At 72.4% G+C, this 24,496-nt stretch carries 30 protein-coding genes; 16 read left to right on the top strand and 14 right to left on the bottom strand.

The genetic code is table 11. The features are described 5' to 3' along the window. Positions 1–9 precede the first annotated feature (9 nt). From V4F39_RS18505 to V4F39_RS18495, 3 genes are all read left to right on the top strand, one after another. Positions 10–702 (top strand): nitroreductase, encoded by a 693-nt coding sequence (locus V4F39_RS18505; RefSeq protein ID WP_332291261.1) that lies wholly within the window; start codon positions 10–12, stop codon positions 700–702. A gap of 82 nt (positions 703–784) precedes the next feature. After that, entirely contained in the window at positions 785–2,014 is a 1,230-nt protein-coding gene (locus V4F39_RS18500) for an NAD(P)/FAD-dependent oxidoreductase (protein ID WP_332291260.1), read from the top strand. Between the two features lie 14 nt (positions 2,015–2,028). Next, positions 2,029–2,283, top strand: coding sequence for a hypothetical protein (locus V4F39_RS18495; RefSeq protein WP_332291258.1), 255 nt, complete (start codon positions 2,029–2,031; stop codon positions 2,281–2,283). A 39-nt stretch (positions 2,284–2,322) separates the two neighbouring features. On the opposite strand, the gene V4F39_RS18490 is transcribed toward V4F39_RS18495, so the two are convergent. Continuing rightward, positions 2,323–4,572, bottom strand: a complete 2,250-nt coding sequence (locus V4F39_RS18490; RefSeq protein WP_332291256.1) for a glycoside hydrolase family 3 protein — start codon at positions 4,570–4,572, stop codon at positions 2,323–2,325. Positions 4,573–4,788: 216 nt separating this feature from the next. Between V4F39_RS18490 and soxY the strand changes: the two genes are divergently transcribed. Then, positions 4,789–5,283, top strand: coding sequence for a thiosulfate oxidation carrier protein SoxY (gene soxY, locus V4F39_RS18485; protein ID WP_332291255.1), 495 nt, complete (start codon positions 4,789–4,791; stop codon positions 5,281–5,283). A 26-nt stretch (positions 5,284–5,309) separates the two neighbouring features. Beyond that, a complete protein-coding gene (gene soxZ, locus V4F39_RS18480) occupies positions 5,310–5,621 on the top strand; it encodes a thiosulfate oxidation carrier complex protein SoxZ (protein WP_332291254.1) in 312 nt (103 codons plus the stop codon). On the opposite strand, the gene V4F39_RS18475 is transcribed toward soxZ, so the two are convergent. From V4F39_RS18475 to V4F39_RS18460, 4 genes are all read right to left on the bottom strand, one after another. Beyond that, on the bottom strand, positions 5,622–6,983 hold the full coding sequence (locus V4F39_RS18475; protein WP_332291253.1) for a chloride channel protein: 1,362 nt from the start codon (positions 6,981–6,983) through the stop codon (positions 5,622–5,624). Positions 6,984–6,993: 10 nt separating this feature from the next. Continuing rightward, on the bottom strand, positions 6,994–8,253 hold the full coding sequence (locus V4F39_RS18470; RefSeq protein ID WP_332291252.1) for a putative Na+/H+ antiporter: 1,260 nt from the start codon (positions 8,251–8,253) through the stop codon (positions 6,994–6,996). A 106-nt stretch (positions 8,254–8,359) separates the two neighbouring features. Continuing rightward, the gene (locus V4F39_RS18465; protein ID WP_332291251.1) at positions 8,360–9,022 is read right to left on the bottom strand and encodes an aspartate/glutamate racemase family protein; all 663 of its coding nucleotides are present in this window, start codon (positions 9,020–9,022) and stop codon (positions 8,360–8,362) included. Positions 9,023–9,041: 19 nt separating this feature from the next. Beyond that, positions 9,042–9,833, bottom strand: coding sequence for a transporter substrate-binding domain-containing protein (locus tag V4F39_RS18460; protein ID WP_332291250.1), 792 nt, complete (start codon positions 9,831–9,833; stop codon positions 9,042–9,044). A 273-nt stretch (positions 9,834–10,106) separates the two neighbouring features. On the opposite strand from V4F39_RS18460, the gene V4F39_RS18455 reads away from it, so the two are divergent. The 5 genes from V4F39_RS18455 to V4F39_RS18435 all read left to right on the top strand — a co-directional run bounded on the left by V4F39_RS18455 (position 10,107) and on the right by V4F39_RS18435 (position 13,946). Next, positions 10,107–10,949 carry a MurR/RpiR family transcriptional regulator gene (locus tag V4F39_RS18455; protein WP_332291249.1) on the top strand — a complete coding sequence of 281 codons (843 nt, stop codon included), beginning with the start codon at positions 10,107–10,109 and terminating at the stop codon, positions 10,947–10,949. A 10-nt stretch (positions 10,950–10,959) separates the two neighbouring features. After that, on the top strand, positions 10,960–11,547 hold the full coding sequence (locus tag V4F39_RS18450; protein ID WP_332291248.1) for a 2'-5' RNA ligase family protein: 588 nt from the start codon (positions 10,960–10,962) through the stop codon (positions 11,545–11,547). An 82-nt stretch (positions 11,548–11,629) separates the two neighbouring features. Then, positions 11,630–12,670 carry an SAM-dependent methyltransferase gene (locus V4F39_RS18445; protein ID WP_332291247.1) on the top strand — a complete coding sequence of 347 codons (1,041 nt, stop codon included), beginning with the start codon at positions 11,630–11,632 and terminating at the stop codon, positions 12,668–12,670. 5 nt (positions 12,671–12,675) lie between these two features. Further along, on the top strand, positions 12,676–13,524 hold the full coding sequence (locus tag V4F39_RS18440) for a DUF1295 domain-containing protein (RefSeq protein ID WP_332291572.1): 849 nt from the start codon (positions 12,676–12,678) through the stop codon (positions 13,522–13,524). Next, complete coding sequence (locus tag V4F39_RS18435; RefSeq protein ID WP_332291246.1) at positions 13,521–13,946, top strand: DUF2177 family protein; 426 nt, start codon at positions 13,521–13,523, stop codon at positions 13,944–13,946. Before V4F39_RS18440 ends, V4F39_RS18435 begins: the two co-directional genes overlap by 4 nt. A 14-nt stretch (positions 13,947–13,960) precedes the next feature. Here the strand turns inward: V4F39_RS18435 and V4F39_RS18430 are convergent, their stop codons facing one another. The 7 genes from V4F39_RS18430 to V4F39_RS18400 form a co-directional block, all read right to left on the bottom strand. Next, positions 13,961–14,197: a hypothetical protein gene (locus tag V4F39_RS18430; protein ID WP_332291245.1), complete on the bottom strand. Its 237-nt coding sequence runs from the start codon at positions 14,195–14,197 to the stop codon at positions 13,961–13,963. Next, positions 14,194–14,484: a CrpP-related protein gene (locus tag V4F39_RS18425; RefSeq protein WP_332291244.1), complete on the bottom strand. Its 291-nt coding sequence runs from the start codon at positions 14,482–14,484 to the stop codon at positions 14,194–14,196. The genes V4F39_RS18430 and V4F39_RS18425 overlap by 4 nt, the downstream gene beginning before the upstream one ends. 6 nt (positions 14,485–14,490) lie before the next feature. Beyond that, positions 14,491–15,504: a trypsin-like peptidase domain-containing protein gene (locus V4F39_RS18420; RefSeq protein ID WP_332291243.1), complete on the bottom strand. Its 1,014-nt coding sequence runs from the start codon at positions 15,502–15,504 to the stop codon at positions 14,491–14,493. A gap of 101 nt (positions 15,505–15,605) precedes the next feature. Further along, complete coding sequence (gene cspE / locus V4F39_RS18415) at positions 15,606–15,818, bottom strand: transcription antiterminator/RNA stability regulator CspE (RefSeq protein ID WP_332291242.1); 213 nt, start codon at positions 15,816–15,818, stop codon at positions 15,606–15,608. A gap of 223 nt (positions 15,819–16,041) precedes the next feature. Beyond that, positions 16,042–16,548 (bottom strand): hypothetical protein, encoded by a 507-nt coding sequence (locus V4F39_RS18410; protein WP_332291240.1) that lies wholly within the window; start codon positions 16,546–16,548, stop codon positions 16,042–16,044. Between the two features lie 149 nt (positions 16,549–16,697). Further along, positions 16,698–17,393, bottom strand: coding sequence for a hypothetical protein (locus tag V4F39_RS18405; RefSeq protein ID WP_332291238.1), 696 nt, complete (start codon positions 17,391–17,393; stop codon positions 16,698–16,700). A gap of 124 nt (positions 17,394–17,517) precedes the next feature. Then, positions 17,518–17,784, bottom strand: a complete 267-nt coding sequence (locus tag V4F39_RS18400; RefSeq protein ID WP_332291237.1) for a helix-turn-helix domain-containing protein — start codon at positions 17,782–17,784, stop codon at positions 17,518–17,520. A 46-nt stretch (positions 17,785–17,830) separates the two neighbouring features. On the opposite strand from V4F39_RS18400, the gene V4F39_RS18395 reads away from it, so the two are divergent. The 5 genes from V4F39_RS18395 to V4F39_RS18375 all read left to right on the top strand — a co-directional run bounded on the left by V4F39_RS18395 (position 17,831) and on the right by V4F39_RS18375 (position 23,393). After that, a complete protein-coding gene (locus V4F39_RS18395) occupies positions 17,831–18,415 on the top strand; it encodes a DUF6151 family protein (RefSeq protein ID WP_332291235.1) in 585 nt (194 codons plus the stop codon). A gap of 107 nt (positions 18,416–18,522) precedes the next feature. Further along, on the top strand, positions 18,523–19,884 hold the full coding sequence (locus V4F39_RS18390; RefSeq protein ID WP_332291233.1) for an ATP-binding protein: 1,362 nt from the start codon (positions 18,523–18,525) through the stop codon (positions 19,882–19,884). A gap of 22 nt (positions 19,885–19,906) precedes the next feature. Beyond that, complete coding sequence (locus V4F39_RS18385; protein WP_332291570.1) at positions 19,907–21,694, top strand: cytochrome c biogenesis protein DipZ; 1,788 nt, start codon at positions 19,907–19,909, stop codon at positions 21,692–21,694. 34 nt (positions 21,695–21,728) lie between these two features. Then, entirely contained in the window at positions 21,729–22,475 is a 747-nt protein-coding gene (locus tag V4F39_RS18380; RefSeq protein ID WP_332291231.1) for a response regulator, read from the top strand. Positions 22,476–22,643: 168 nt separating this feature from the next. Beyond that, positions 22,644–23,393 (top strand): SDR family oxidoreductase, encoded by a 750-nt coding sequence (locus V4F39_RS18375; protein WP_332291229.1) that lies wholly within the window; start codon positions 22,644–22,646, stop codon positions 23,391–23,393. Positions 23,394–23,403: 10 nt separating this feature from the next. Here V4F39_RS18375 and V4F39_RS18370 read toward each other — a convergent pair whose 3' ends face one another. Further along, positions 23,404–23,793, bottom strand: a complete 390-nt coding sequence (locus tag V4F39_RS18370) for a BLUF domain-containing protein (protein WP_332291227.1) — start codon at positions 23,791–23,793, stop codon at positions 23,404–23,406. 208 nt (positions 23,794–24,001) lie between these two features. On the opposite strand from V4F39_RS18370, the gene V4F39_RS18365 reads away from it, so the two are divergent. After that, positions 24,002–24,208 (top strand): hypothetical protein, encoded by a 207-nt coding sequence (locus tag V4F39_RS18365; RefSeq protein ID WP_332291225.1) that lies wholly within the window; start codon positions 24,002–24,004, stop codon positions 24,206–24,208. On the opposite strand, the gene V4F39_RS18360 is transcribed toward V4F39_RS18365, so the two are convergent. After that, positions 24,194–24,433 (bottom strand): PEP-CTERM sorting domain-containing protein, encoded by a 240-nt coding sequence (locus V4F39_RS18360; protein ID WP_332291569.1) that lies wholly within the window; start codon positions 24,431–24,433, stop codon positions 24,194–24,196. The two genes, V4F39_RS18365 and V4F39_RS18360, sit on opposite strands and share 15 nt — an antisense overlap. Between the last annotated feature and the right edge of the window lie 63 nt (positions 24,434–24,496).

Below are 24,496 nucleotides of genomic sequence, written 5' to 3'. Positions count from 1 at the left end.
GAGGCTGCCATGACTGAAGCGACCGAAGCCACCGATGCCGCCGACGCCACCACGCTGGCGCACCTGCTGACCCAGCGGCACAGCTGCCGCGGCTTCTTGCCCCGACCGGTGCCGCAGGCCACGATGGACTGCATCGTGGCCATGGCGCAGCGCACGGCTTCCTGGTGCAACGCGCAGCCGTGGCAGGTGCACATCACGCGCGGCGGCGCCACCGAGCGCTTCCGGCAGGCGCTGCTCGCCCCGGAAGAAGACGGCGAGCCCGGCCCGGACTTCGATTGGCCGCGCGAATACCGCGGCGTCTACCAGGCCCGCCGGCGCGCCTGCGGCTTCGCCCTCTACGACAGCGTGGGCATCACGCGCGGCGACCGCGAGGCCTCGGCGCGGCAGGCGCGCGAGAACTTCCGACTGTTCGGCGCCCCGCACGTCGCCCTCGTCACCACCGACGAGGCGCTGGGCGTGTACGGCGCGGTCGATTGCGGGGCCTACGTCGCCAACTTCATGCTCGCCGCCACCAGCCTCGGCGTGGCCAGCATCGCGCAGGCGGCGCTGGCGGCCCGGCCGCAGCGCGTGCGCGACTTCTTCGGGCTCGGGCCGGACAGGCTCGTCGTCTGCGGCATCTCGTTCGGCTACGCCGATCGTGCCCACCCCGCCAACGGCTTCCGGACGTCGCGGGCCGACGCCGCCGTGAGCTGGACGGACTGATCGCTACCATCGGCGGTTCCGCAATCCCTGCCCAGCGTCCCGGCACGGGCGGCAGCGGGCCGCCGTGCAGATCGAGCCTCCCATGTCAGAACCCATCGTGATCGTCGGCGGCGGCCATGCCGCCGCGCAACTGTGTGCCAGCCTGGCGGAGGCCGGCCTGGGCGCGCGCGTCCACCTCGTCTGCGAGGAGCGCCGGTTGCCGTACCACCGGCCGCCGCTGTCCAAGGGCTTCCTGAAGCACCCCGAGGACGAGCCGCAGCCGCTGCGCCCCGATGCGTGGTACGCCGACAGCGGCATCACGCTGCACCTGGGCGATGCGGCGGTCTCGATCGACCGCGGCCGGCGCACGCTGCGCCTGGCCTCGGGTGCCGAACTCGGCTACGGCCAGCTGGTGCTCGCCACGGGCACCCGTGCCCGCCGGCCGCTGCACCTCGCGGACGGCCTCGCCAACGTGATGGTGCTGCGCAGCGCCGACGATGCGGTGCAGCTGCGCGAGCGACTGGCCGCGGCCCCGCGGCTCACGGTGCTGGGCGGCGGTTTCATCGGCCTGGAGATCGCCGCCACCGCACGTGCCATGGGCAAGGAGGTGGTGGTGATCGAATCGGCCCCGCGGCTGATGATGCGCGCGGTGTCGCCGGAGGTCTCGCAGCATGTGCTGCAGACGCATCGCGCCGCCGGCATCGAGGTGCGGCTCGGCGCCTCGGCCGGGCACTTCGAGGTGGACGGCGACCGCCTGGCGGCGCTGGACGTCTCCGGCACGCGCACGCCGGTCGAGCTGCTGGTGCTCGGCATCGGCGCGGCGCCCGAGCATGCGCTGGCCACCGCGGCCGGGCTCGAATGCGACAACGGCATCGTGGTCGACGCGTTCATGCGCACCTCCGACCCGGCGATCCTCGCCATCGGCGACTGCGCCAGCTTCCCGCAGGCGGCGAGCGGGCGGCGGATGCGGCTGGAGGCCGTGCAGAACGCCCTGGACCAGGCCCGCACGGCCGCCGCGACGCTGGCCGGCCAGCCGCGCCTGCATGATGCGCTGCCGTGGTTCTGGTCCGAGCAGGGCAGCCTGCGCCTGCAGATGGCCGGCCTGGTGCCGGCGCCCGACGCCCCCGGCGTCGAACTGCACCGCCGCCCTGGCGCCAGCGACGCCAGCTTCTCGCTGCTGCACTATGCCGGCGGGCGCCTCGTGTGCGTGGAAAGCGTCAACGCGCCGCTGGACCACATGCCACTGCGCAAGCTGCTGGAAGCCGGCCGCAGCCTGAGCCCCGCCGAAGCCTGCGACACCGCCGTGCCGCTGAAGAAGTACCTCGCGGGCTGACGCGCAGGCGCACAATGGCCGCCCTGGTGGCCTCCCGGGAGCGCGGCATGATGAGCGTGAAGCAGTTTCTCGAAGAACGGCGGGTGAAACTCGGCACCCCCGAATACATCAAGGCGAGCGACCTGGGCATGGATGCCCAGGCCTTCGATGCGCTGTGCCGCCAGGCCTGGGAGCACCGCGGCGGGGACGGCTTCCTGGTCGACCGGCCGCCCCATGCCGACGGCAGCGGCCGCTACGACATCCTCGTCTGCTCGCGCAGTACCGACTGAAGCGCGTGCCGGTGGCCGTCCCCCGGCCCATCCTCGCCGTCAGTACGTCAACCCGAAGCCGAACGGGAACAAGGTGTCGGCCGCGGGGTAGCCCGGCACGTCCGGCTGGTTGTCGACGATGGCCTTCGAGTTGTTGGCCAGCGCGAACGGCAGCTTGCCCTGCGGCTTGAACGGCGCGCCCGTCGCCAGGACCTTGCCGCTCAGCACGTCGAGCAGCGCGGTGTTGCTGACGCCGAAGCCCGCGACGATCGCCCCCGCGTTCTTCAGGCCGCTTGCGTCGTCCAGCACGTAGGGCTGGCGGAAGTAGATCGCCAGCACGGTCTTGCGGGCGCCCACCTCGTTCATCACCGCCTTGATCTGGTCGAGCGGCGGCGAGATCAACCACGACTGGGCGGCGTCCATCTCGGTGAACGACATCATCCCGTTCTCCCACGGGAAGGAGCCGCCGAAGTTCAGCCCGTTGTCGAGGCAGGCCTTGACGGCGTCCTCGGCCGAGTAGTCGGCCTTGGAGACGCAGCGGTCCGGCGAACCCCAGGACTGGCCGGTTGCCGGGTTGATGCGGCCGCCCGTGGCCGGGTCGTTGCTGCGGTAGGTGCTCGTGTAGCGCGTCGTCGTGCCCGGCACCAGCTTGTTGTTCGACACCTCGATGCGGATCACCGCGTAGTCGTGCCCGGCCGCGCTGGGCCGCACGCCGCCGACCAGCGCCTCGCCGTCGGTCACCGCGTAGCCGTACTTGTCGGTGTCCGACTTGGCCAGGCCCATCGTGTAGACCTTGGCGCCGGCCTTCAGCGGCAGCGTCTTCGTGCCGCCTTGGTCCAGGTTCTGCAGTAGGACGACGGACTTGCGCTGGATGTCCATGCCCGTGGCCCGGTGCGCGTCGCTGCCGATGACGGCGGCGGCCAGCGTGGCGTCGACGTAGGGGTTCTCGAACAGGCCGAGCTGGAACTGCTCCTTTAGCAGCCGCTTCGCCGCCTCGGTGACACGCGCCTCCGGTACCAGCCCCGCCGTCACCAGGTCGATGATGGTCTTGTTGACGTTGAAGCCGGACAGGGTTTCGGTGCCGCCGTTGATCGCCGCCGCCACGCGTTCGGCCACCGTCTTCTTCTCGAGGCCCCAGGCGCGGTCGTTGATGATGCCGGTGTCGGAGTTGACGTAACCCTGGAAGCCCAGCTTGCCGCGCAGCAGGTCAGTGACGATTTGCTTCGAGAAGGCCATGCCGGTCTGCTCGTAGGTCACGCCTTCGTAGGTCACGTTGATCGGCACGCCGTAATAGGGCATGACGGCCGAGACGCCGGCGTCCAGCGCGGCCTTGAAGGGCTTCAGGTGGTAGCCGAAGTTGCCGCCGGGATAGGCTTGGTTCTTGCCGTGCGCATAGTGCGGATCCAGGCCCATCTCCTGCGGGCCGCCACCGGGGAAGTGCTTCAGCGTCAGCGCGACCGCGGAGTCCGGGCTCACCGAGGTGCCGTCCTTCAGCCGGGTGCCCTGCAGCGTGCGCACCAGCGTCTTCATGATGTCGGCGTTGAGGTCGGCGTCCTCGGTGAAGGTCTCGTGCACGCGGTACCAGCGCGGCTCGGTGGACAGGTCGGCCATGTAGCCGTACATGCCGCGCAGCCCGATCGACTTCCACTCGCTGCCCATGACCTGCGCAAAGTCCTTCACCAGCGACATGTCGCCGGCGCCCAGCGCGGCCGCCGCCAGGCCAGCCTCCTTCGGGAACTCGGTGAAGGCGCCGGACGCCTCGTTGATGCCGACGCGCGGATCCTTGTCGTAGTGGTTGCGGGCGTTGGACTTGAACAGCGCGGGGATGCCCAGGCGCGAGGCCTCGCTCATCTCCTGCACCGCGTTCGTGAAGTTCGCGGCCTGTTCCGGCGTCACCTGCGAGCCGGTCGGCGAGGCCGTCACCACGCTGCGGAAGATGAAGCGCCGCATCTTCTGCGTCTCGATGAAGTTGGCGGCCGAGGCGGGCGGGGCGCCCGCGGTGCCGGCGTTCATCGTGTCGATGAGCATCAGGCCGGCCTTCTCCTCCAGCGTCATCTGGGCGACGAGGTCGTCGATGCGTTCATCGACCGGCCGGCGCCAGTCCTCGTACGCATCCAGCCGGCCGTTGGCGTTGGCGTCCTTGAACTGCTTGCCGTCCACGGTGATCACCGCCTTGGCGCGGGCCGAGATCACCGGCTGCCGGATCTCGTCGTCGCTGCCGCCGCAGCCCGCGAGCGTCGCCACACCGGCCGAACCGGCGCCGATGGCCAGCGCCATCGCGGTCTGCCTGAAGCGAATCGTCTTCGTCACTGTCGTCTCCTGTCCACTGATAAAAAACCGAACTGCCATCGCGGTCGCCTCTTCGGGCGACCGGTGGCAGCGGGGCGGAGTGTGGGCAAGGCAGGTGCAAAACGCCAATTCCAAATAGGTTCGCGCCGATACCTTTGGCGTAAGAGGGGCCGGCGGGGATGGCGGCGGCCGCGGGTTTTGGCGATAGTCGCGAAGGTGCCTCCACGCAAGCTCGCCATGCTGTCCACCGTCCCCCGTGATCCCTGCGAGACGGCCCCGAGCCGCCGCGGCCTGCTGTCCGGCGCGGCCCGGGTCGCGCTGCTGATGGCGGCCGCCGGCGTGCTGCCGGGCATCGCACGGGCCAGCCGCTACGAGGCCGCCGCGTTCGGCGCGACGACGTTGCCGGGGCTGCTGCAGGCACTGGGCATCGCCGCCCCGGTCGAGAGCCGGGCGGTGAGCCTCGCCGCACCCGAGATCGCGGAGAACGGCGCCGTGGTGCCCGTCGGCGTGTCGACCTCGCTAACCGGCGTGCGGCGCCTGCTGGTGCTGGTCGAGCGCAACCCAGCAGTGCTTTCGGCGATGTTCGAGCCGGGTGAAGCCGTCGACCCGGACTTCTCGCTGCGCCTGAAGATGGCGCAGTCGTCCAGCGTCTTCGCGGTCGCGCTGACGGCCGGGGGCGAGGCGCTGTTCGCACGCAAGGACGTGCAGGTCATCCTCGGCGGCTGCGGCTGACGGGCACGGCGCGGGAGGCCACCGGCATGCCAGATCCGATCCTGATCCGGGCCCGGGCCGGCGAGGGCAGGGCCACGGTGCGGGTGCTGATGGCCCACGAGATGGAATCGGGCCAGCGCCGGGATGCCGAGGGCCGCACGGTGCCGGCCTGGTTCATCCAGGAGGTCGTCGTGCAGCTCAACGGCACCACGGTGCTGACGGCGCAATGGGGGCCCTCCGTCGCCAGGAACCCCTTCCTGCAGTTCAGCATCCGCGGTGCCCAGCCGGGCGACACCGTGCGCATCGCGTGGACCGACAACCGGGGCGAGACACGCGCCGACGAGGCGCAGGTCGCCTGATCAGCGCTCCGACGACGCTTGCTGCTCGGGGGCCGGCACTGGGGGCGGTGCCTGCGCTGCGGCGCCCCCGAGCATGTGCTCGGCCAGGGCGGTGTAGAGCGGGCGGCTGATCATCCGCGAGATGAGGCTTGCCAGCATCGCGCAGGCCATCAGGCTCAGCACCATGGCATGCCCGTCGATCATCTCCATCACGATGATGAAGGCGGTGAGCGGCGCCTGCGTCACCGCGGCGAGGAAGCCGGCCATGCCCATCGCGATCAGCGCGGGCCGCAGCTCGGGGCCAGCCAGCTGCGCGATGCCGTCGCCCAGCCCGGCGCCGATCGACAGCGAGGGCGCGAAGATGCCGCCCGGCACGCCGCACCAGGCCGTCAGCCAGGTGGCGATGAACTTGAGCAGGGTGTGCAGCGGCGACAGTTCGTCATGGCCGGCCAGCAGCTGCTTGACCATGTCGGAGCCGGCACCGAAGGTGGCACCCCCGGTGGCCAGGCCCAGCACCGCGACGGCCAGCCCGCCCGCCGCGGCAAAGCGCACCGGCCAGCGGGCGCGCCAGCGGTTCAGGCGCTCCGGCGCGCCGGTGAGCGAGGCGATCATCAGCCGGGCGAAGAGGCCGCCGGCCACGCCGCAGGCCGCGGCCACCAGCAGCCCGGGCCCCAGCGCCTGCCAGCCCAGCGAAGGCACGCGGATGATGCCGAAGTAGCTCAGGTTGCCGAAGGCGGAGATGGCCACCAGGCCGGCCAGCACGATGGCGGTGATGATGATCCCGCTGGCGCGGGCTTCGAGCCGGCCCGACAACTCCTCGATCGCGAAGACCACGCCGGCGAGCGGCGCGTTGAACGCCGCCGCGATGCCGGCCGCGCCGCCCGCCACCAGCAGCGCCCGGGTGTCGGTGGTGCTGCGCGGCGACAGCCAGCGGCGCGCATGCTGCATCACGCCGGCCGCGATCTGCACCGACGGCCCCTCCCGGCCGATCGACAGCCCGGCGGCGAAGCCGGCGGTGCCCAGCAGGATCTTGGCGATCGTCAGCCGCAGCGAGGCGAACAGGCCGAGGTGGGCCGGGTGCAGCTCGGGGTGCAGCGCCGCCTTGATCTGCGGAATGCCGGAGCCCGCGGCCCCCGGAAACCAGCGCCGGGTGGCCCACACGATGGCGGCGGTCAGCGCGGGCGTCGACAGCAGGATGGCCCACGGGTGGCGGTGGTACAGCCACTCGAACATCCCGAAGGCCCACTCCGCCGCGATCGTGAAGCCGACGACGAAGAGCCCGGCGGCCACGGCATAGCCCAGCACGATCGCCCGGTCCAGCCAGATCCGCCCGTTGGACAGCTCGGTCCGCAGGTTCTCCAGGATGTCGGGCTCGCGGTTCATCGACTCCGGTTCACAGCATCCGGAATGCCGCCACCGCCACCAGGGTCGGCCCCAGGGCCGCCAGCAGCAGCCAGCCCGCGTTGATGGCCCCGTCGCGGAAGCCGCCGCGCAGGATCGAGAAGCCCGCCGGGTTGGGCGCGTTGGCGATCACCGTCAGGCCGCCGCCCGTCACCGCGCCGGCCACCAGCGAGAGCTTGAACTCGTCGCTCAGGCCTTCGACCAGCGAGCCCAGGTAGGTCAGCGCGGCGTTGTCGGTGATGGCCGTCAGCAGGGTGGCGCCGTAGTACACGGCGTCCGGGCTCATCGAGGTCAACACGGGCTGCAGCCACCATTGCTGCTGCCCGCCCAGCACCACCAGGCCCGCCAGGAAGAAGGCGACCAGCAGCGCTTCGCGCAGGATCAGCGGGTCATGGTGGCGCTTGTAGGCCGCGCTGTAGCCGATGAAGAAAAGCAGCAGGCCCATGAACACCGCCGGATGGTGCGCGAACCCGACCACGCCCGCGAGGAACAGCGTACAGATCACCATCGCCGCGACCGGCACGATGCGCCGCGCGTCGGTCTCGCCGGGGCGCGCGTGCGCGAGGATCTCGCGGCGGAACAGCATCGTCACCGCCAGGGCGTTCACCAGCACCGCCAGCGCGGCGCGCCAGCCGAAGTGGGTGAGCATGAAGGCCATGTCCCAGTTCCACTTGGCCGCCACCATCAGCACGGGCGGCGCGGCGAAGGGGGTGAGCGTGCCGCCGATCGACACGTTGACGAACAGCACGCCGAGGGTCGCGTACTTGACGCGTTCGGGGATCCCCGTCGCGAAGATGCGGTCGCGCAGCATCATCGCCGCCAGCGTCATCGCCGCGGGCTCGGTGATGAACGAGCCCAGCAGCGGCAGGAACGACAGCGCCAGGAAATACACCGCCAGCGAGCGCGGTACCGGCAGCAGGCGCGCCAGCCCCTGTACCATCAGCATCGACAGCTGCAGGATGGGCCGGCTGCCCGCCACCACCATGATCGCGAAGACGAACAGCGGCTCGGTGAAGTTGCGGCTGTCGACGTAGGCGATGGCGGCTTCCTTGCCATCGGTGGCGAAGAAGAACAGCACCAGCACCAGCGCCCAGAAGCCGAAGACGACCTCCACTTCGCCCAGCAGGTGCAGCAGACCCTCGTGGCGGTGGTAGCGGTGCGCCAGGCGCTGGAACACCGTGGTCGAGAAGGTGTGGATCAGGGCGACAGCGAACAGCGCTGCGCCGACGAGCTGGATCGTGGTGGCTTGCATCGAAGGGGTGGTTGCGGACATGCCGCGTGGCGGCCCGACCAGCGCGATGAACCTGCCCCACCGCGGACTGCGGCGAGCACCCAGCGGGCAGTGTAAGTGAGGATCGTCAGCCGTCGATCCGTGCCAGCAGGCGCGCGACCGCGCTCGGGATGGGCGCGATGAGCGGCACCTGGCAGCGTGCCTGCAGCGCCTCGGCCGCCTGGCCCAGCGGCCCGCCGCCGATCACCACGGCCTCGGCGCCGTCGTCGTCGATGCAGCGGCGCACGGCCTGCGCCAGCTCGGCCTCGAGCCGGGCCGGCTCGGCCGCGAGTGCACGCGGCTCGCCCGCTGTCAGCCGGATGCCGCTGTAGTGCGCGCCGGCGCCCAGCGCGGCCACGCGCTGGCGCAGCAGCTCGGCGAGCGCCGGCGTCACCGTCGCGATGCCGAAGCGCCGTCCGCCCTGCGCGCCGTCGAGGATCGAGGCCTCGCAGATGCCGACCACCGGCACCCGTGCCGCGGCCCGTACCGCGTCGAGCCCCGGATCGCCGAAGGCCGAGACGATCACGCCGTCCCAGCCGCCGTCGTCCGCGGCGTGCCAGGCCGCCAGCACTTCGGCGCTGGCGACCGCCATCTCGGCCTCGTCGACGATCATCGGTGCGCCGCGCCGCGCGGTGACGCCTTCGATCGCGGCGCCGCTGCCGGCCGCGGCGGCGGCGATGCGCACCATCATGCCGGTCGTCGCGGCGGAGGTGTTCGGGTTGATCAGCAGGATGCGGGGTGTCTTCTTCATGGCGTGGGCGATGCGGCACTCACATCGGCAGGTCGCCGGCGCCGCGGCCGAGCCACCGGGTCGAGAGCTTGTCGATCTCGCCGTTCCTGCGCGCCTCGAGGATCAGGGCATTGAGCCGGTCCTTCAGGGCCGTCTCGCCCTTGCCGACGCCCATGTAGTTGGGGCTCTCCTTCAGCAGCAGCTTGTACTCGGTGTCGAGCTTCGGGTTCTGCTTCATGATCGTCGCGCCCTCCGCGGCGCTGGTGGCGATCACCTGCACCTGGCCGCTGACGAAGGCGGAGACGGTGCCCACGTGGTCCTCGAAGCGCTTGACGTCGACGCCCGCCGGGATGACCTTGCCCAGCTCGGTGTCGGCCATCGCGCCGCGCGTGACGGACACCGTCTTGCCGCTCAGGTCGGCCCAGGACTTGATCGACACCGACTTGGCCGCGAACACGGCCTGGAAGAACGGCGAATAGGCATGCGTGAAGTCGACGACCTGCTCGCGTTCCGGCGTCTTGCCCAGCGTGGAGATGACGATGTCGACCTTCTTCGTCTGCAGGTAGGGGATGCGGTTGGCGCTGGTCACCGGCACGAGCTCCGGCGTCGCGCCGAGCTTGGCCGCGATGTAGCGGGCCATGTCGATGTCCAGGCCCTGCGGCTTCAGGTCGACGCCGACGAAGCCGTAGGGCGGGTAGTCGGTCGGGATGGCGATGCGTACCTTCTTCGTCCTCGTGATGTGGTCCAGCGTGTTCTGCGCCTGGGCGGCGCCGCCCCACAGCAGGACGGCGGCGGCAAGGCCGAGGGTGGTACGGCGGGCAAGCGATGTCATGGCGAGGCTCCTGGCAGCAGGGGAGGGAGGAAGGCGGTGGGCGGTGCGCGTGATCGAGAGATTTCACGAAGGACGCTGCGTGAAACAATCATTTCACGCGAGAGCCCGTTGCAAGCGCTGTGCCATGCCGCGTTCCCTGTGAACGGTCCTTTTCACGTGCGCCGCCGATGTGCGCCGTGCACCGCCAGGTGGCATCCGCTGCGCCACAACCGGGCGCCGGGATGGCGCGTGTTCGTGTGAAGATGCGAGCCGGGATGAAGAACAGAATTTTTCATGGCAAGCCCTGAGAATCCGTCGTTCCTGGCGCGCGTGCGCCAGCAGCTGCAGCACTTCCACCCGGTGGAGCGGCGGCTCGCCGACTTCGTGATCGACTTCCCCGGCGACCTGGCCAGCTATTCGGCCACCGAGCTGGCGTCGCTGGCCGGGGTGTCGAACGCCACCGTCTCGCGCTTCATCAAGCGCCTGGGCTACCAGCACTACGAGGACGCGCGGCGCAGCGTGCGCGAGGAGAAGGAATCCGGCTCGCCGCTGTTCCTCGCGAGCCGCGCGTCCGGCGTCGAGGGCCTTTTCGCCGCGCAGTGCGAGGCGAGCCAGGACAACCTGCGCCGCACGATGGCGCGGCTGCACGAGGCCGAGGTCGACCGCATCGCCAAGGCGCTGCTGTCGGCCCGCAAGGTGTGGATCGCCGGCTTCCGGTCGAGCCATTCGTTCGCGACGTACTTCCGCTGGCAGCTGTTCCAGGTCAAGGAGAACTGCCACGTCGTGCCCCACGCGGGCGACACGCTCGGCCAGTACGCCGCCAGCATCGTGCGGCAGGACGTCGTCGTGGTGTTCGGGCTGCGCCGGCGGCCCGCGGGGCTGCGCGACGTGGTGTCGCTGATGGTCGACTCCGGCGCGAAGGTGCTGTACGTCACCGACGACCAGGTGGCGCGGCATCCCGGCGTCACCTGGCACCTCCAGTGCCGCTGTGCCTCGCAGGGCCTGCTCGACGACCACGCCGCCGTGATCGGGGTATGCCACCTGCTGGTCTCCCGCGTGATCGAGCTCGCCGGCCCGCAGGAGCGCGAGCGCCTGCAGCGCATCGAGTCGAGCTACAGCGCGCTCCACGAACTGTGAGGCACCACCCATGCCCGTGCAGCTGCCGCTGGAAGGCTTCGAGCCGCCGCCCCCGCTGACCGACGGCCTCTTCTTCGCCGTGCTGCCGGATGCGGCCACGGCCGAGCGGATCGCTGCGCTCGCCCACCGGCTGCGCGGCGAGCTTGGCCTGCGCGGCAAGCCGCTCGCCGCGACGCGGCTGCACGCGACCCTGCACCACCTCGGCAACCATGCCGGCCTGCCGCCGGGCCTGGCCGAACTGGCCTGCCGGGCAGGCGATGCCGTGGTGGCCGCCCCGTTCGAGGCGGGCTTCGACCATGCCGAGAGCTTCCTCGGCCGGCCCCGCAACCGGCCATTCGTGCTGCGCGGCGGCGACGAAGCCCTGGCCCCGCTCGGCGCGCTGCAGCGGCAGCTCGGGGCGGCGATGCGCCGGGCCGGCCTGGGCCACTGGGTCACGCCGCACTTCACGCCGCACGTGACGCTGCTGTACGACGGCCGGTTCGTCACCCACCAGGCCGTGGCGCCGGTGCAGTGGACCGTGCGCGAGTTCGTGCTCGTGCACAGCCTGCTGGGCCGGTCGACGCACCTGCACCTCGCACGCTGGCCGCTCGCGGGCTGACGGCCGCCGCGATGATCCGGATCGCCGCGCGCTGCGTACAAGCAGGGGGGAATCGCCCCGGCCACGTCGAAGGGATCGCGCAATGCCGAGCAGCAGCGCCAAGGCTGTCCATTGGGCAGAACAGGGATTGGTGCCCGACCGCGTCGTGCGGCTGGGCATCCGCCGCCTGCTGCGCGACCGCCTGGCCGATCTCCAGGACGGCGACGCCGCGGCGCAGGCCGAGCTGACGCAACGCTTCCTCGACAGCATGCGCGCCGCGGAGGTGGCGCCGCTGCCGCACAAGGCCAACGAGCAGCACTACGAGCTGCCCGCCGCCTTCTTCGCCCAGGTGCTGGGCCGCCGCCGCAAGTACAGCAGTTGCTGGTGGCCCGACGGGGTGCGGACGCTGGACGAGGCAGAGGACGCCGCGCTGCAGGCCACGGCCGAGCGCGCCGGCCTGGCCGACGGGCAGCGGGTACTGGAACTGGGCTGCGGATGGGGCTCGCTCAGCCTCTGGATGGCCGCGCGGTTCCCCCGCTCGGAGATCACCGCGCTGTCGAACTCGCGCTCGCAGCGCGAGACCATCGAGGCGCAGGCGCGCGAGCAGCGCCTGTCCAACCTGCGCGTCGTCACGCGCGACATCAACGATTTCGACACCCCCGATCGCTTCGACCGCATCGTCTCGGTCGAGATGTTCGAGCACCTGCGCAACTGGCCGCGTGCGTTCGCCAACGTGGCCCGCTGGCTGCAGCCGGGCGGCCGGTTCTTCATGCACGTGTTCGCGCACCGCGGCGCGCCGTATCCGTTCGAGGACCGCGATGCGAGCGACTGGATGAGCCGGCACTTCTTCTCCGGCGGCATGATGCCCAGCGACGACCTCGCATTGCACTGCCAGGACGACCTGCGCCTGCTGCGCCGCTGGCGCTGGGACGGCACACACTACCAGCGCACCGCGCAGGCCTGGCTGCGCAACATGGACGAGCGCAGCGAAGAGCTGATGCCGCTGATGGTGGCCACCTACGGCGTGCAGGCGCAGCAGTGGTGGATGCGTTGGCGGCTCTTCTTCATGGCGGTGGAGGAGCTGTTCGGCTTCGAGGACGGGCAGCGGTGGTGGGTCGGCCACTACCTGTTCGAGCCGCGGTGACGGGCATGGTGCAGGCGGCGTTGGTCGGGTTGGTGCTGGCGGCCGGGCTGGCGGCGCTGACGTGGCTGGCCAGCCTGGTGCGGCGCGATGCGAGCCTCGTCGACCGCGTCTGGTCGCTGATGATCGCGGCGCCCGCGGTGGCGTACGTCGTGATGCTGACCCAGGCCGGCGCGCCCGGCGATGAAGGCGGGGGCAGCCGGGGCGCCTGGATGCTCGCGGTGCTGCTGGCCTGGGCCGTGCGGCTGGCCGCCTACGTCACCTGGCGCAACTGGGGCCACGGCGAAGACCGCCGCTACCAGGCCATCCGCGCGCGCAACCAGCCCGGCTTCGGCCTGCGCAGCCTCTACCTCGTGTTCGGGCTGCAGGCGGTGCTGGCGTGGGTGGTCTCGGCACCGCTGCTGGTGGGCGCGGCGTCGCCGTCGGCACTGGGGCCGCTCGATGCCGCGGGGCTGGCGCTGGCGGTGTTCGGCCTCGTGTTCGAGGCGGTGGGCGATGCGCAGATGGCCCGCTTCCAGGCCGATCCGGCCCACCGCGGCCAGGTGATGGACCGCGGCCTGTGGGCGTACACCCGGCACCCCAACTATTTCGGCGAAGCCTGCGTGTGGTGGGGCCTGTGGCTGGCGGCGGTGTCGGGCGCGGGCTGGGCCGGCGCCTGGAGCATCGTGTCGCCGCTGCTGATGACGGTGCTGCTGCTGAAGGTCTCGGGCGTGTCGCTGCTGGAGCAGGACATCGCCGATCGCCGGCCGGCGTACCGCGACTATGTGGCGCGCACCAACGCCTTCTTCCCCGGCCCGCCGCGCCGCAGCGCGCCGGGCGCCACCCCGCACCCTGCCAAGAAAGGACCCTTGCCATGACGATCCGCCAGCTGGCCGTGGCCTATGCCGCCACCGCGGTGGTGTTCCTCGCGCTCGACGGCGTGTGGCTCTCGACGATGGCCGACCGGCTGTACCGCCCGGCCATCGGGCACCTGATGGCGGACGGCTTCCGCATGGCACCGGCCGTGGTGTTCTACGCGATCTACGTGGTCGGCGTGCTGGTCTTCGCGGTGTCGCCGGCCCTGGCCAGCGGGCAGTGGACGACGGCGCTGGGCCGCGGTGCCCTGCTGGGCCTGGTGGCCTACGCGGCCTACGACCTGACCAACCACGCGACGCTGCACGACTGGCCGCTGCACCTGACGCTGGCCGACCTGGCCTGGGGCACCTTCGTCACCGCGGCAGCCGCGACGGCGGGGTACGCCGCGACGCGCTGGTGGGCCGGCGCCGCGCCGCCGGCCTGAGCGGCCGCGGCCTGCTAGGCCTCCAAGGAGGACGGCGCGGGCTCGACGGCGGGCGGGTGGAAGTCCCGGCCGACCAGCGCACGCGCCAGCAGGTAGTTGCAGCGTTCACGGTCGCTCAGCAGGTTGAGCTCGACGGTGCCCGCGGCGTCGCAGGGGAAGGCGAAGCTCCGGCCGCCGCGGATCGCCGCGTACACCAGCCGATGCGGCGCGGCCGATGCCGATGCGTCGACGGCCGCGCCGTCCCGGGTCATCGTTGCCCTTTCGGCGGCCGGGAGGCGCCGCGCTTTCGCCGGGCGCCGGACTGGACCACGTGGCCGTGCTCCCAGGCCTCGCTGCGCTGCGACCAGCGTTCGGCCGATTCGCCCGTGGCGGGCGGCTTGTTGCGGGGCTGGCTGAGCGGATTGGCGTCGTGGGGCTCGCCGCGCGCGGCCGCCTTGGCGCCCTGGCGCTCCAGCTCCGATCGCTCGGCATTCGACAGGCTGGGCTCCGGGGACGGCGAACGCTCGCCCGCAGGCCGGGGTGTGACGGTTCGGTTCATGGCAGTTCAGCCCTCGGCGGTCAGTGTGGGCAGGACGTCGGCGTACCAGGTGCAGGTCAGCGCCAGGCCGTCGTCTCGCAAGGGGTCGCGGTCGCCCATGTCCACGCGGGTGGAATGCACGCCCAGCAACCGCCAGCGGACGGCGCTCGCGCCGGGGTGCCCGCCGCTGCGCCGCCGCACGACGGGCGAGCCGCTGCTGCCCGGATGGGAGCGTGCATCGATCAGGAAGCAGCCCTGTTGCCGGAAGCGCACGCCGTAGGCCGACGCGACGCAGGCGCTGCGCGCCACGGCCAGGTGATGGGCGGTGTCGTGAAAGCCGAACGGAAAGCCCGCGATCGTCAAGGCGTCGCCGATCGCGACGTCCTCGCCGCGTGCGTCCAGGTGGCTGTCGTCGAAGGCCAGCACGACCGCATCGGCCGGCAGGCGCGTGGCCGGAATCGCCAGCACCGCGACGTCCACCTTGCCGCCGCTGTCGACGGCTTCGCGCCATTGGCCCAGGCCGTCGCGATAGAGGGGCAGCGAGACGGTCTCGTGCCGCGTCAGGTCGTGCGTATCGGTGTGCAGCCCGATCTCGATGCGGTCGGGGAAGTGCGAGCGGGTGGCGTCGGCGAAGACGTGCCTGCTGCTCACCAGGAACAGCTGGTCGCCGCGCCGGAAGAAGAAGCCGCTCGCGCGTGTCTGGACTTGCGATCCGACGAAGGTGGTGATCCGCGTGGTGGTCAGCAGCAGCTCGTCGACCACGCCGGTCCGCGTGGCGCGCCCGAGGGGTTCCTGGCTGCGCTGCAGCAGGGCCCGGTTGCGTGCGATCTCGCGCTCGAACGTCGTCAGCACCACGTCGGAGATGTCGGAATGCAGCATCACGATGCGCGCCGCCTCGGCGTGCGCATCGAACGAGTCCGCCAGCCGGGCGAGCGCCGCCGCGGACAGCGTGTCGATGACGGCGGGCAGGAGGGCATCGAGCGCAACGAGGCTGCCCTTCAACTCGCAGATGCGTTCGGTGGCGTCTTGCAGGTTCTTCATGGGGAGCCCCTTTTGGCGCAGAAAAGAAAAAAGCGCGGCCAGGCCGCGCTTTTCATCGGGGGGGCGTCAGGCGCTGCCTGAAACCCCTGATCCTGCCGGGGTCAACCCAGGGTGCGGATGTTCGATGCCTGCGGGCCTTTTTGCCCTTGGGTCACTTCGAACTGCACGCGCTGGTTTTCATTGAGGGTCTTGAAACCACCGCCCTGGATTTCCTTGAAATGCGCAAAAAGATCCTTGCCGCCGTCGTCAGGGGCAATGAACCCGAAGCCCTTGCCTTCGTTGAACCATTTCACGGTGCCGGTTTGTGTCGTCATGTCGAATGCCTTTGAAGTTGCCAAACGCGAGATTGCGCCCAGCGAAGAGACGCCAAGAAAATCTTCAAGGGGAGTTCGACTCTGACCACCGGGAAATACCGGTGCGGGTGGAAAGACCTACGAGCGGATGGTCTTGTGCATATCAGCAAGGCCATAGTACCCCTAAAACCAGGGGGCGCCCATTTATATTTGGCGCCCCCGGCCTGGCGGGGGCGCCAAGCGGTCAGCGCTCGATCACCAGCGAGCGCTCGCCGAACCACCCGCCAGTGGCGCCGCCGTTGAGGCGGGCACGCACCTGCACGCGGTAGTTGCCGGCGGGCAGCCCCGTGCCGCCGAAGGCGGTGACCGAGTTGGTCTCCCAGCCGTCGAAGCCCGCGGTGCCGTTGGAGGCGCAGAACGCGTCGCCCGCGCCGGCCGTCGGCGTCATCGTCTGCACGACGGCGCCCACGGCATTCAGCACCACGATGTCGACATCGGTCCAGGCCGAGGTGTTGCCCGCCGCCGCGTTCACCGCGCACTCCGACGAGAACCTGGCGATGATCCGCTGGCCTGCCGCGTTGGCGAACAGCGGCGAGGTCATGCTCGGCAGCACCACCACGGCGGCGCCGACGAAGGTGTAGTTGTTGATGTCCGCCATCACGGCGATCGAATGGGCCGAGGCCGGGCCGATCGCGGCGAAGCCCAGGGCGGCGGCGGCAGCGGCGGCGCGCCAGTTGCAAGGAATGTTCATCTCGCTCTCCTACGGTGGGGCATGGACGGATGGGACGGCGCCGGGCCCCGGCAGGCGCTGTCTCTGGAAACCTCCGCGCGCACCCGGGCCCGGGCCGCCTGGAGGACCAGGCGCGCCGATCGGCGGGGGTGGCGGGGCAGGGCGGGGCGCTAGGGCGCGCCCGCCTGCGGTGACGCGGCGTCGATCCGCTCGCGCTCGGCCAGCTCGTCGAGCCGCCGGCGCGCCTCCTGCTGCACCCCGGCGTGGGGCACGTACAGCGCCGCCTCGAGCGCGCTGCGCAGCGCGGCGGGCTGCACGGCCTCGGCCTCGAGGTAGGCCTCGAAGGCCAGCTGCCGCACGGCGTCGGACGCGTCCGTCTCGAACAGCGTCTTCAGCAGGGCGCTCGGCACGGGCAGCGAGGCGTCGCGCGCCTGCAGCAGCCCGTCGAAGCGGTCGGCCTCGGAGCCCTGGCGGATCGTCTGCAGCAGCCGTTCGCCGTCGCGGCGCTCATGCCGCGGCGCCTCGGTGCAGGGCTGCGCGGGGGGCGGGAGCGCACCGCTGGCGGCGGCCTGCGGCCGCTGCACCCCCGGCCTGCCGCCGGGCAGCGCCGCGAAGCCGCCCTGCCGTTCGATCTCCGACATGACCCACTCCAGCGGCTCGCGCTCGACGCGCAGGGTCACGTTGCCCCCGTCCAGCACCGCCACCATCGTGGGCAGCGCGGCGGGGCGCGGCGGCTGGGCCTGCGGCGCGGGCTGCGCGGCAGGGGGCAGCACGGCGCGCGGCGCCTGCGGCAGGTTGAGCCACCAGCCCAGCAGGGCGGAGCCGAGCGAGACGCCGAGGTACCGGAAGGCGGCGGGCGTGGTCATGGCGTGCTCCTGGGGACTGCATCGGGCGGGATGCAGACAACAGTAGGCGAGCCCCGCGCCACCGGCGTCCCCCCTGCGGAGCGCGCCAAGGGGAGGCCCCGTCATGGGGGTGGTGCGGGCCGGCCTACGGCGTCGGGCCGCCGTCCGGCGCCGGCAGCCGCACGGCGATGCCGTAGAGCGCCAGCAGCCCCATCACGTGGCCGATCGTGACGCCCGGCTCGCCGGCCTCGATGCGGCCGATCGTCTGCACATGGACGCCCAGCCGCGCGGCCGCCGCGGCCTGGCCTTCGCCGGCCGCGGTGCGCGCCCGCCTGGCGGCGGCGCCCATGTCCTTGATCGCCTGGAGGGCGTCGCTGCCGATGTCCTGGGAGATGCGCTTGCCTTGAGCCATCGGCCGATTGTGCCGGCCGCACGCAGCCGGCCGCACAATCGGCGCGATGGAACTTGCCCTGCAATGCCGCTGCGGTGCGCTCCGCGGCCTGGTGTCCCATCCCGCGCAGGCCACGCGCGCCGTCTGCTACTGCCGCCACTGCCAGGCCTACGCCCGCCTGCTCGGCGACGCGGCATCGGTGCTGGACGCGCAGGGCGGCACCACCATCGTCGCCACGCTGCCCGGCCACGTGCGCTTCACGCAGGGCGCCGATCGGCTGGCCTGCATGTCGCTGACGCACAAGGGCCCGCTGCGCTGGTTCTCGAGCTGCTGCCGCACCCCCATCGCCAACACCGCGCGCGAGATGAAGCTGCCCTATGCCGGCCTGGTGCACACCTGCCTGCGCGACGCCGGCGGCACGCTGCCCGCGGCCTACGGCCCGGTCCGCGCGCAGCTCAACACCGGCTCGGCCACCGGCCCGGTGGCGCACTCGCCCTGGCGCAACCTGCTCGCGATGGGGCGGCTGATGCGCATCATCGGCGGCGGCCGCCTGCGCGGCGCGTGGCGCGCCACGCCCTTCTTCACCGCCGAGGGCGAGCCGGTGGCGCCGCCGCAGGCGCCGCCGGCCTCGGGGCCGGGTATCACTGTGTAGCCGGCGCGTGCGGTCCGTACAGGGCCGCACAAAAACCCTGGCAACCGCGGCCGACGCTGCGAACAATCCGCGCATCGCTTCACCACCGCCCTCCCGCAGGGACTGCCATGGCGCGCACCGACGAGCTTGCCGACGCAGGCAAGACCCCTACCGCCGACCGCAACGCCGCCGGCTGGCGCCGCCTGCTGCCGCGCACGCTGTTCGCCCGCGTCACGCTGGTGATCGTCGCCGGCCTCGCGGTCGCGCAGCTGCTCACCTTCGCGTCGGTCCGCTACGAGCGCGGCATCGCGATGCGCGAGCTGATGATGATCGGCATCGAGCGCGATATCGCCAGCTCGGTCGCCATCCTCGACCGGCTGCCCGCGGCCGAGCGCGGCGCGTGGCTCGACCGCCTGGAGCGGCGCAACTACCGCTTCGCGCTCGGCGGCGAACTGGAAGGCGGGCCGCTGCGGTCGCCGTCGCTGCGCCCGTTCGGCGAGGCGATCGTGCGGGCGCTCGCGCCATACCCCGTCACGCGGCTGGTCCAGGTGCCCGGTGCGCACGAGGCGCTGCAGCTGCAGGTGCGGCTCGGCGACGGCAGCGACGTCGTGGTCCATGCGCGCCGGGTCGACATGCCGCTGTCGCCGTGGGTGCCGTGGGCGCTTTTGCTGCAGCTCGCCGTGCTCGCGGCGTGCGTGTGGTTCGCGGTGCGGCTGGTGACGCGGCCGCTCGCGCAGCTCGCCACCGCGGCCGACGGCCTGGGCCCCGATCTGCAGGCCGAGGCGCTCGACGAGCGCGGGCCGGCCGAGGTGGCGCGCGCCGCCCGGGCCTTCAACGCGATGCAGCGCCGCATTGCGGGCTACATGCGCGAACGGGTCGAGATCCTCGCGTCGATCTCGCACGACCTGCAGACGCCCATCACCCGGATGCGCCTGCGCACCGAGCTGATGGACAGCGAGCCCGAGCGCGACAAGTTCCGCCAGGACCTCGATGCGATGCGGGCCCTGGTGACCGAGGGCGTCGCCTACGCCCGCACGCTGCACGGCGCCGCCGAGCCGCCGTGCCGGCTCGACATCGACGCGCTGCTCGCGAGCCTCGCGGGCGACTACCAGGACACCGGCGCCGCGGTGCAGGTCGAGGGCCGCGCGGGCCCGCCGATCCTCACGCGGCCGCACGCGCTGCGCCGCATCCTCGCCAATCTGGTCGACAACGCGCTGAAGTACGGCACGCAGGCGCGGCTGCGCGTGCAGCCCGAGGGCGCGGCGCTGGTGCTGCGCGTGCTGGACGACGGCCCGGGCATTCCGCCCGACCAGCTCGAAGCGGTGTTCAAGCCCTTCTACCGCGTCGAGGGCTCGCGCAACCGCGGCACCGGCGGCACCGGGCTGGGCCTGGCCATCGCGCAGCAGCTCGCGGCCTCGATCGGTGCGCGGCTCGAACTGCACAACCGCGCAGCGGGCGGCCTCGAGGCCCGCCTCACCTTGCCCGCCTGAGGCTCGAATGGACGCCACCTTGATTCCCCTGCTCGTGGCCGCGTACCTCGGCGGCCTGCTCACCCTCGCGAGCCCCTGCGTGTGGCCCGTGCTGCCCATCGTGTTCGCGCCCTCGGGCCGGCCGTGGCGCGCGCAGGCGCTGCCGATGCTGGCCGGCATGGCGCTCGCCTTCGCGGCCGTCGGCACGCTGGGCGGCGTGGCCGGGGCATGGGCCGCGGTGGCGCACGACGGCGCACGGCACGCCGCGCTGGCCGCCCTCGGGCTGTTCGGGCTCGCGCTGGCGTGGCCCGCACTGGCCTCGCGGCTGGGCCGGCCGCTCGTCGCCCTGGGCGAGCGCATCGGCGGGGCAGGGGCCGGCGCCCGTGCCGGCAAGGCAGCGCCCCTGCTGCTCGGCATCGCCACGGGGCTTGTCTGGGCGCCCTGTGCCGGACCGATCCTCGCGCTGGTCTTCGCGGGTGCGGCGCTGCAGGGCGTGCAGGCCGCCACCCCGGCCGCGCTGCTGGCTTATGCGCTCGGCGCCGCCACCTCGCTCGGGCTGGCACGGCTGGCCGGCAGCCGGCTGCTGGCGCGCCGCCGGCTGCCGCTGCGCGCCGCCGAGGGGCTGCGCCGCGCGGCCGGCGCCGCCGTGCTCGCCGCCGTCGCATGCATCGCGCTCGGCCTCGACGCGCGGCTGCTCGCCCCGCTGTCGCTCGACCGCACCACGGCGCTGGAGCAGGCGCTGCTGCAGCGGGTCGGCATCGCCCCGGCCGCCGGGGATTCGGGCGCCGCGGCCGGAGGCCTCGTGCAACGGGTGTCGGCCGCAGGGCCGGCGGCCCCGGGGCGGCCCGGCCTGCGCTCGCCGCCGGTCGAGGGCTGGATGCCGTCGCTCGACGGCGCGACCGCCTGGCTCCACACGCCGCCGCTGACGCGCGAATCGCTGCGCGGCAAGGTGGTGCTGGTCGAGTTCTGGACCTACTCGTGCATCAACTGCCTGCGCACGCTGCCCTACCTGCGCGCGTGGCACGAGAAATACCGCGAGGCGGGGCTCGTCGTGCTGGGGGTGCACACGCCCGAGTTCGCCTTCGAGCGCCGCACGCCGAACGTCCAGCGCGCGGCCCGCGACCTGGGCATCGGCTACCCGGTCGCGGTCGACAGCGACTACGCGGTCTGGCGGGCGTTCGGCAACCGCTACTGGCCGGCGATGTACCTGGTGGATGCGCAGGGCCGCGTGCGCCACCACCAGTTCGGCGAAGGCGGTTATGCCGAGACCGAGCGGTTCATCCAGGCGCTGCTGCACGAGGCGGGCCGCGACGCGGTGCCTGCCGGCGTGGCCGCCCCGCGCGGCGAAGGCACGCAGGCCGCCGGGGGTCCGCAACCGCCGTCGTCGCACGAGACCTACCTCGGCCGGCGCCAGGCGAGCGGCTTCACCACCGCGGGCGGCCGCCTGCAGGACGGCCCCGGCACGCGCTACGCCCCCGCCGCCCGGCTGCACGAAGGCCAGTGGACGCTGGCTGGCGAGTGGACGGTCGGCGACGAAAGCGCGCAGGCCGGCCGGCCGGGCGGGCGCATCGTCCACCGTTTCCGCGCCCGCGACCTGCACCTCGTGCTCGGCCCGGGCGACGACGGCCGGCCGGTGCGCTTTCGCGTGCGCATCGACGGCGGCGCGCCGGGCGCCGACCACGGCACCGACACCGACGCCGAGGGCAGCGGGCGGATCGACGCGCAGCGCCTCTACCAGCTCGTGCGCCAGCGCGAGGGGGCGCGCGAGCGGCTGTTCGAGATCGAGTTCCTCGACCCCGGTGCGCGCGCCTACGCCTTCACCTTCGGTTAGCCTGCTGCGCGACGGCCCGCGCCCGACACACCCCATGCCAGACATCCCGCCCAGCGACCACATCCTGATCGTCGACGACGACCGCGAGATCCGCGAGCTGCTCAGCGCCTACCTGGCGAAGAACGGCCTGCGGGCCACGGCGGTGCCCACCGGCCGGCACATGCGGGCGGCCCTGGAGACCTCCGGCCCGTTCGACCTCGTGATCCTCGACCTGATGCTCCCCGGCGAGGACGGGCTCACGCTCTGCCGCGACCTGCGCGCCGGCAAGCACAAGCACCTGCCGATCCTGATGCTGACGGCGCGCGGCGACGAGGCCGACCGCATCCTCGGCCTCGAGATGGGCGCCGACGACTACCTCGCCAAGCCGTTCTCCGCGCGCGAGCTGCTCGCACGGCTGCGCTCGGTGCTGCGGCGCACCCGCATGCTGCCGCCCAACATGCGCAGCACCGACGAGGCGCGCCGGCTCGCCTTCGGCGACTGGCGGCTCGACACCGTGGAGCGCCACCTGCTCGATGCCGACGACGTGGTGGTGCCGCTCAGCGGGGCGGAGTACCGGCTGCTGCGCGTGTTCCTCGACCATCCGCAGAAGGTGCTCAACCGCGACCAGCTGCTGGGCATCACGCAGGGCCGCGACGCCGAGCTGTTCGAGCGCTCGATCGACCTGCTGGTGAGCCGCCTGCGCCGCTGCCTGCGCGACGACGCGCGCGAGCCGCGCTACATCAAGACGGTGCGCAGCGAAGGCTACGTGTTCTCGGTGCGCGTCGAGCCGGTGGACGGCTGACCGGGCACGCCCCGGCGGCGGCCGGCGGCCGTTTGTATGCCCGTGTATCGCGGCCCGGGGCCGGCACACGGGCATGCAAAAGCGCGCCGCGGTGACACACCGCCGATACGCCCGCCGCGTCCACTGGCGGTGTGCGGCAGCCATCGCTGCCGCGAACGGAATCGCACGATGGCATCGACAGTGAATCATTCCCCTTCCGCCCGTCGGGCGGCCCTGGTGTTCGGCGGCTCGCGCGGCATCGGCGCGGCGATTGCCAGCCGGCTCGCGCAGGACGGCTTCGACGTGGCACTGACCTACGTGTCGCAGCCCGAGGCGGCCGACGCGGTGGTCGCCGGCATCGAGGCCGCCGGCCGCAGCGGCCTGGCGATCCGCGCGGACAGCGCCGACCCCGCGGCGATCCGCGACGCGGTGGCCGAGGCCACGGCGGCGTTCGGCCCGCTGCAGGCGGTGGTGGTCAATGCCGGGCTGCTGCGCATCGCGCGGATCGACGCGTTCACGCTCGACGACCTGGACGCGATGCTCGCGGTCAACGTGCGCGGCGTGTTCCTGGCCATCCAGGCGGCCGCGGCGGCCATGCGGGACGGCGGGCGCGTCATCACGATCGGCAGCAACACCGCGATCCGCACCGGCTCGGCGGGCGGCAGCGTCTACGCGATGACGAAGGCGGCCGTCGCCGCGATGGTCAAGGGCATCGCGCTCGACCTGGCGCCGCGCCGCATCACCGTCAACAACATCCAGCCCGGTCCCACCGAGACGGACATGACGGCATCGATGGTCGAAGGCCTGAAGGCGATCGTGCCGCTGCAGCGTGTCGGCCAGCCGGCGGAGATCGCGGGGCTGGCGTCGTACCTGGCATCGGACGAATCGGGCTACATGACCGGCGCCAGCCTCACGATCGACGGCGGCTACGTCCTGTGACGCCCCCGGCTCACAGCCGGGGTTCGGCGAACAGCCGCTGCGCGAACTCGCGCACGTCGGGCCCCGCCGGGTCGGTCAGCAGGGCCTCGATGCGGTCGGCCGCGCCGAAGCCCTCGACGTAGCCCATCGACCAGCTGCCGAAGTCCCGCGTCGCCGTCGGCTCTTCGAAGACGATGCGCATGCCGGTGTGGCGGGCATCCCGGGCGACGGCCTCGATCAAGGGCCGTACCTCGCCGGCCTGGCCTTCGAGCACCTGCGCAAAGTGCGCGCCGGAGAAGGCCAGCATGCCGGTCACGTCGCGGCGCCGGTTGTTGAGTTGGCATTTCGCCAGCAACTGGCGAACGAACTGGTGGGCGTCGCCGACGGGGCGGCTGACATAAAACACGCGCAGCAAATCCATCCGAGGGCTTTCGGTCGCCCACCGGGCGGCTTGAGCGCCGTTACCTGGCCGCGGCGCGCCGCGGGGCTGTTACATCCGCGGCTGAGGCGCAGATCGTGGCGGCCGCCGACCGCCCGTGTGGGCCTTCGCCTACGCCGCCTGCGGGCGGTTGCGGCCATGCTCTGCAGGCCGACGGCGGCACGCCGCACACCCACCCACGGAGCCCCAGATGCTGCGCAAAATCATCCTCTTCGCGATCACTTCCGGCCTGGCCAAGAAGGCCTACCAGCACTACATGAACAAGAAGCCCGCCGCTGCGGCGGGCAGCACGGCGGGCTCGGCATCGCGCGACACGCCGCTCAAGCAGCAGGCGCGGAACCGCGACTACACGCAGGCCTTGAGGGAAGAAGCGCCCGTGCGCTCACCCCTGCACTGACGGCCGCGTGCCGTCCCCCTGGCGGCGGCGCCTGCCCGCCGCCAGCACCAGGCCGGCCAGGCCGGCGCCGAACATCGCGAAGGTCGACGCCTCGGGCACCGGCGCCGCCACCAGCGTGACGTTGTCGAAGCCCAGCCAGCGGCCGTTGCTGCCGCCGGCGCCGCGCGCCAGGCGCACCGTGAGGTCGCCGCGGTCGAAGGCACCGGCCGTGTAGCCGGCCGTCACCGTCAAGCTGGGCGTTCTCGAAGGTGCTGTCGGCGCTCACGCCGTCGTCTTGAACTGGTTCAT

Origin of the sequence: Aquincola agrisoli (assembly GCF_036621135.1) — a bacterium.
Lineage (GTDB): Bacteria > Pseudomonadota > Gammaproteobacteria > Burkholderiales > Burkholderiaceae_C > Aquincola > Aquincola agrisoli.
Note: the sequence above shows the minus strand (reverse complement) of the source record. Positions and strands in the feature narration are given on the sequence as shown.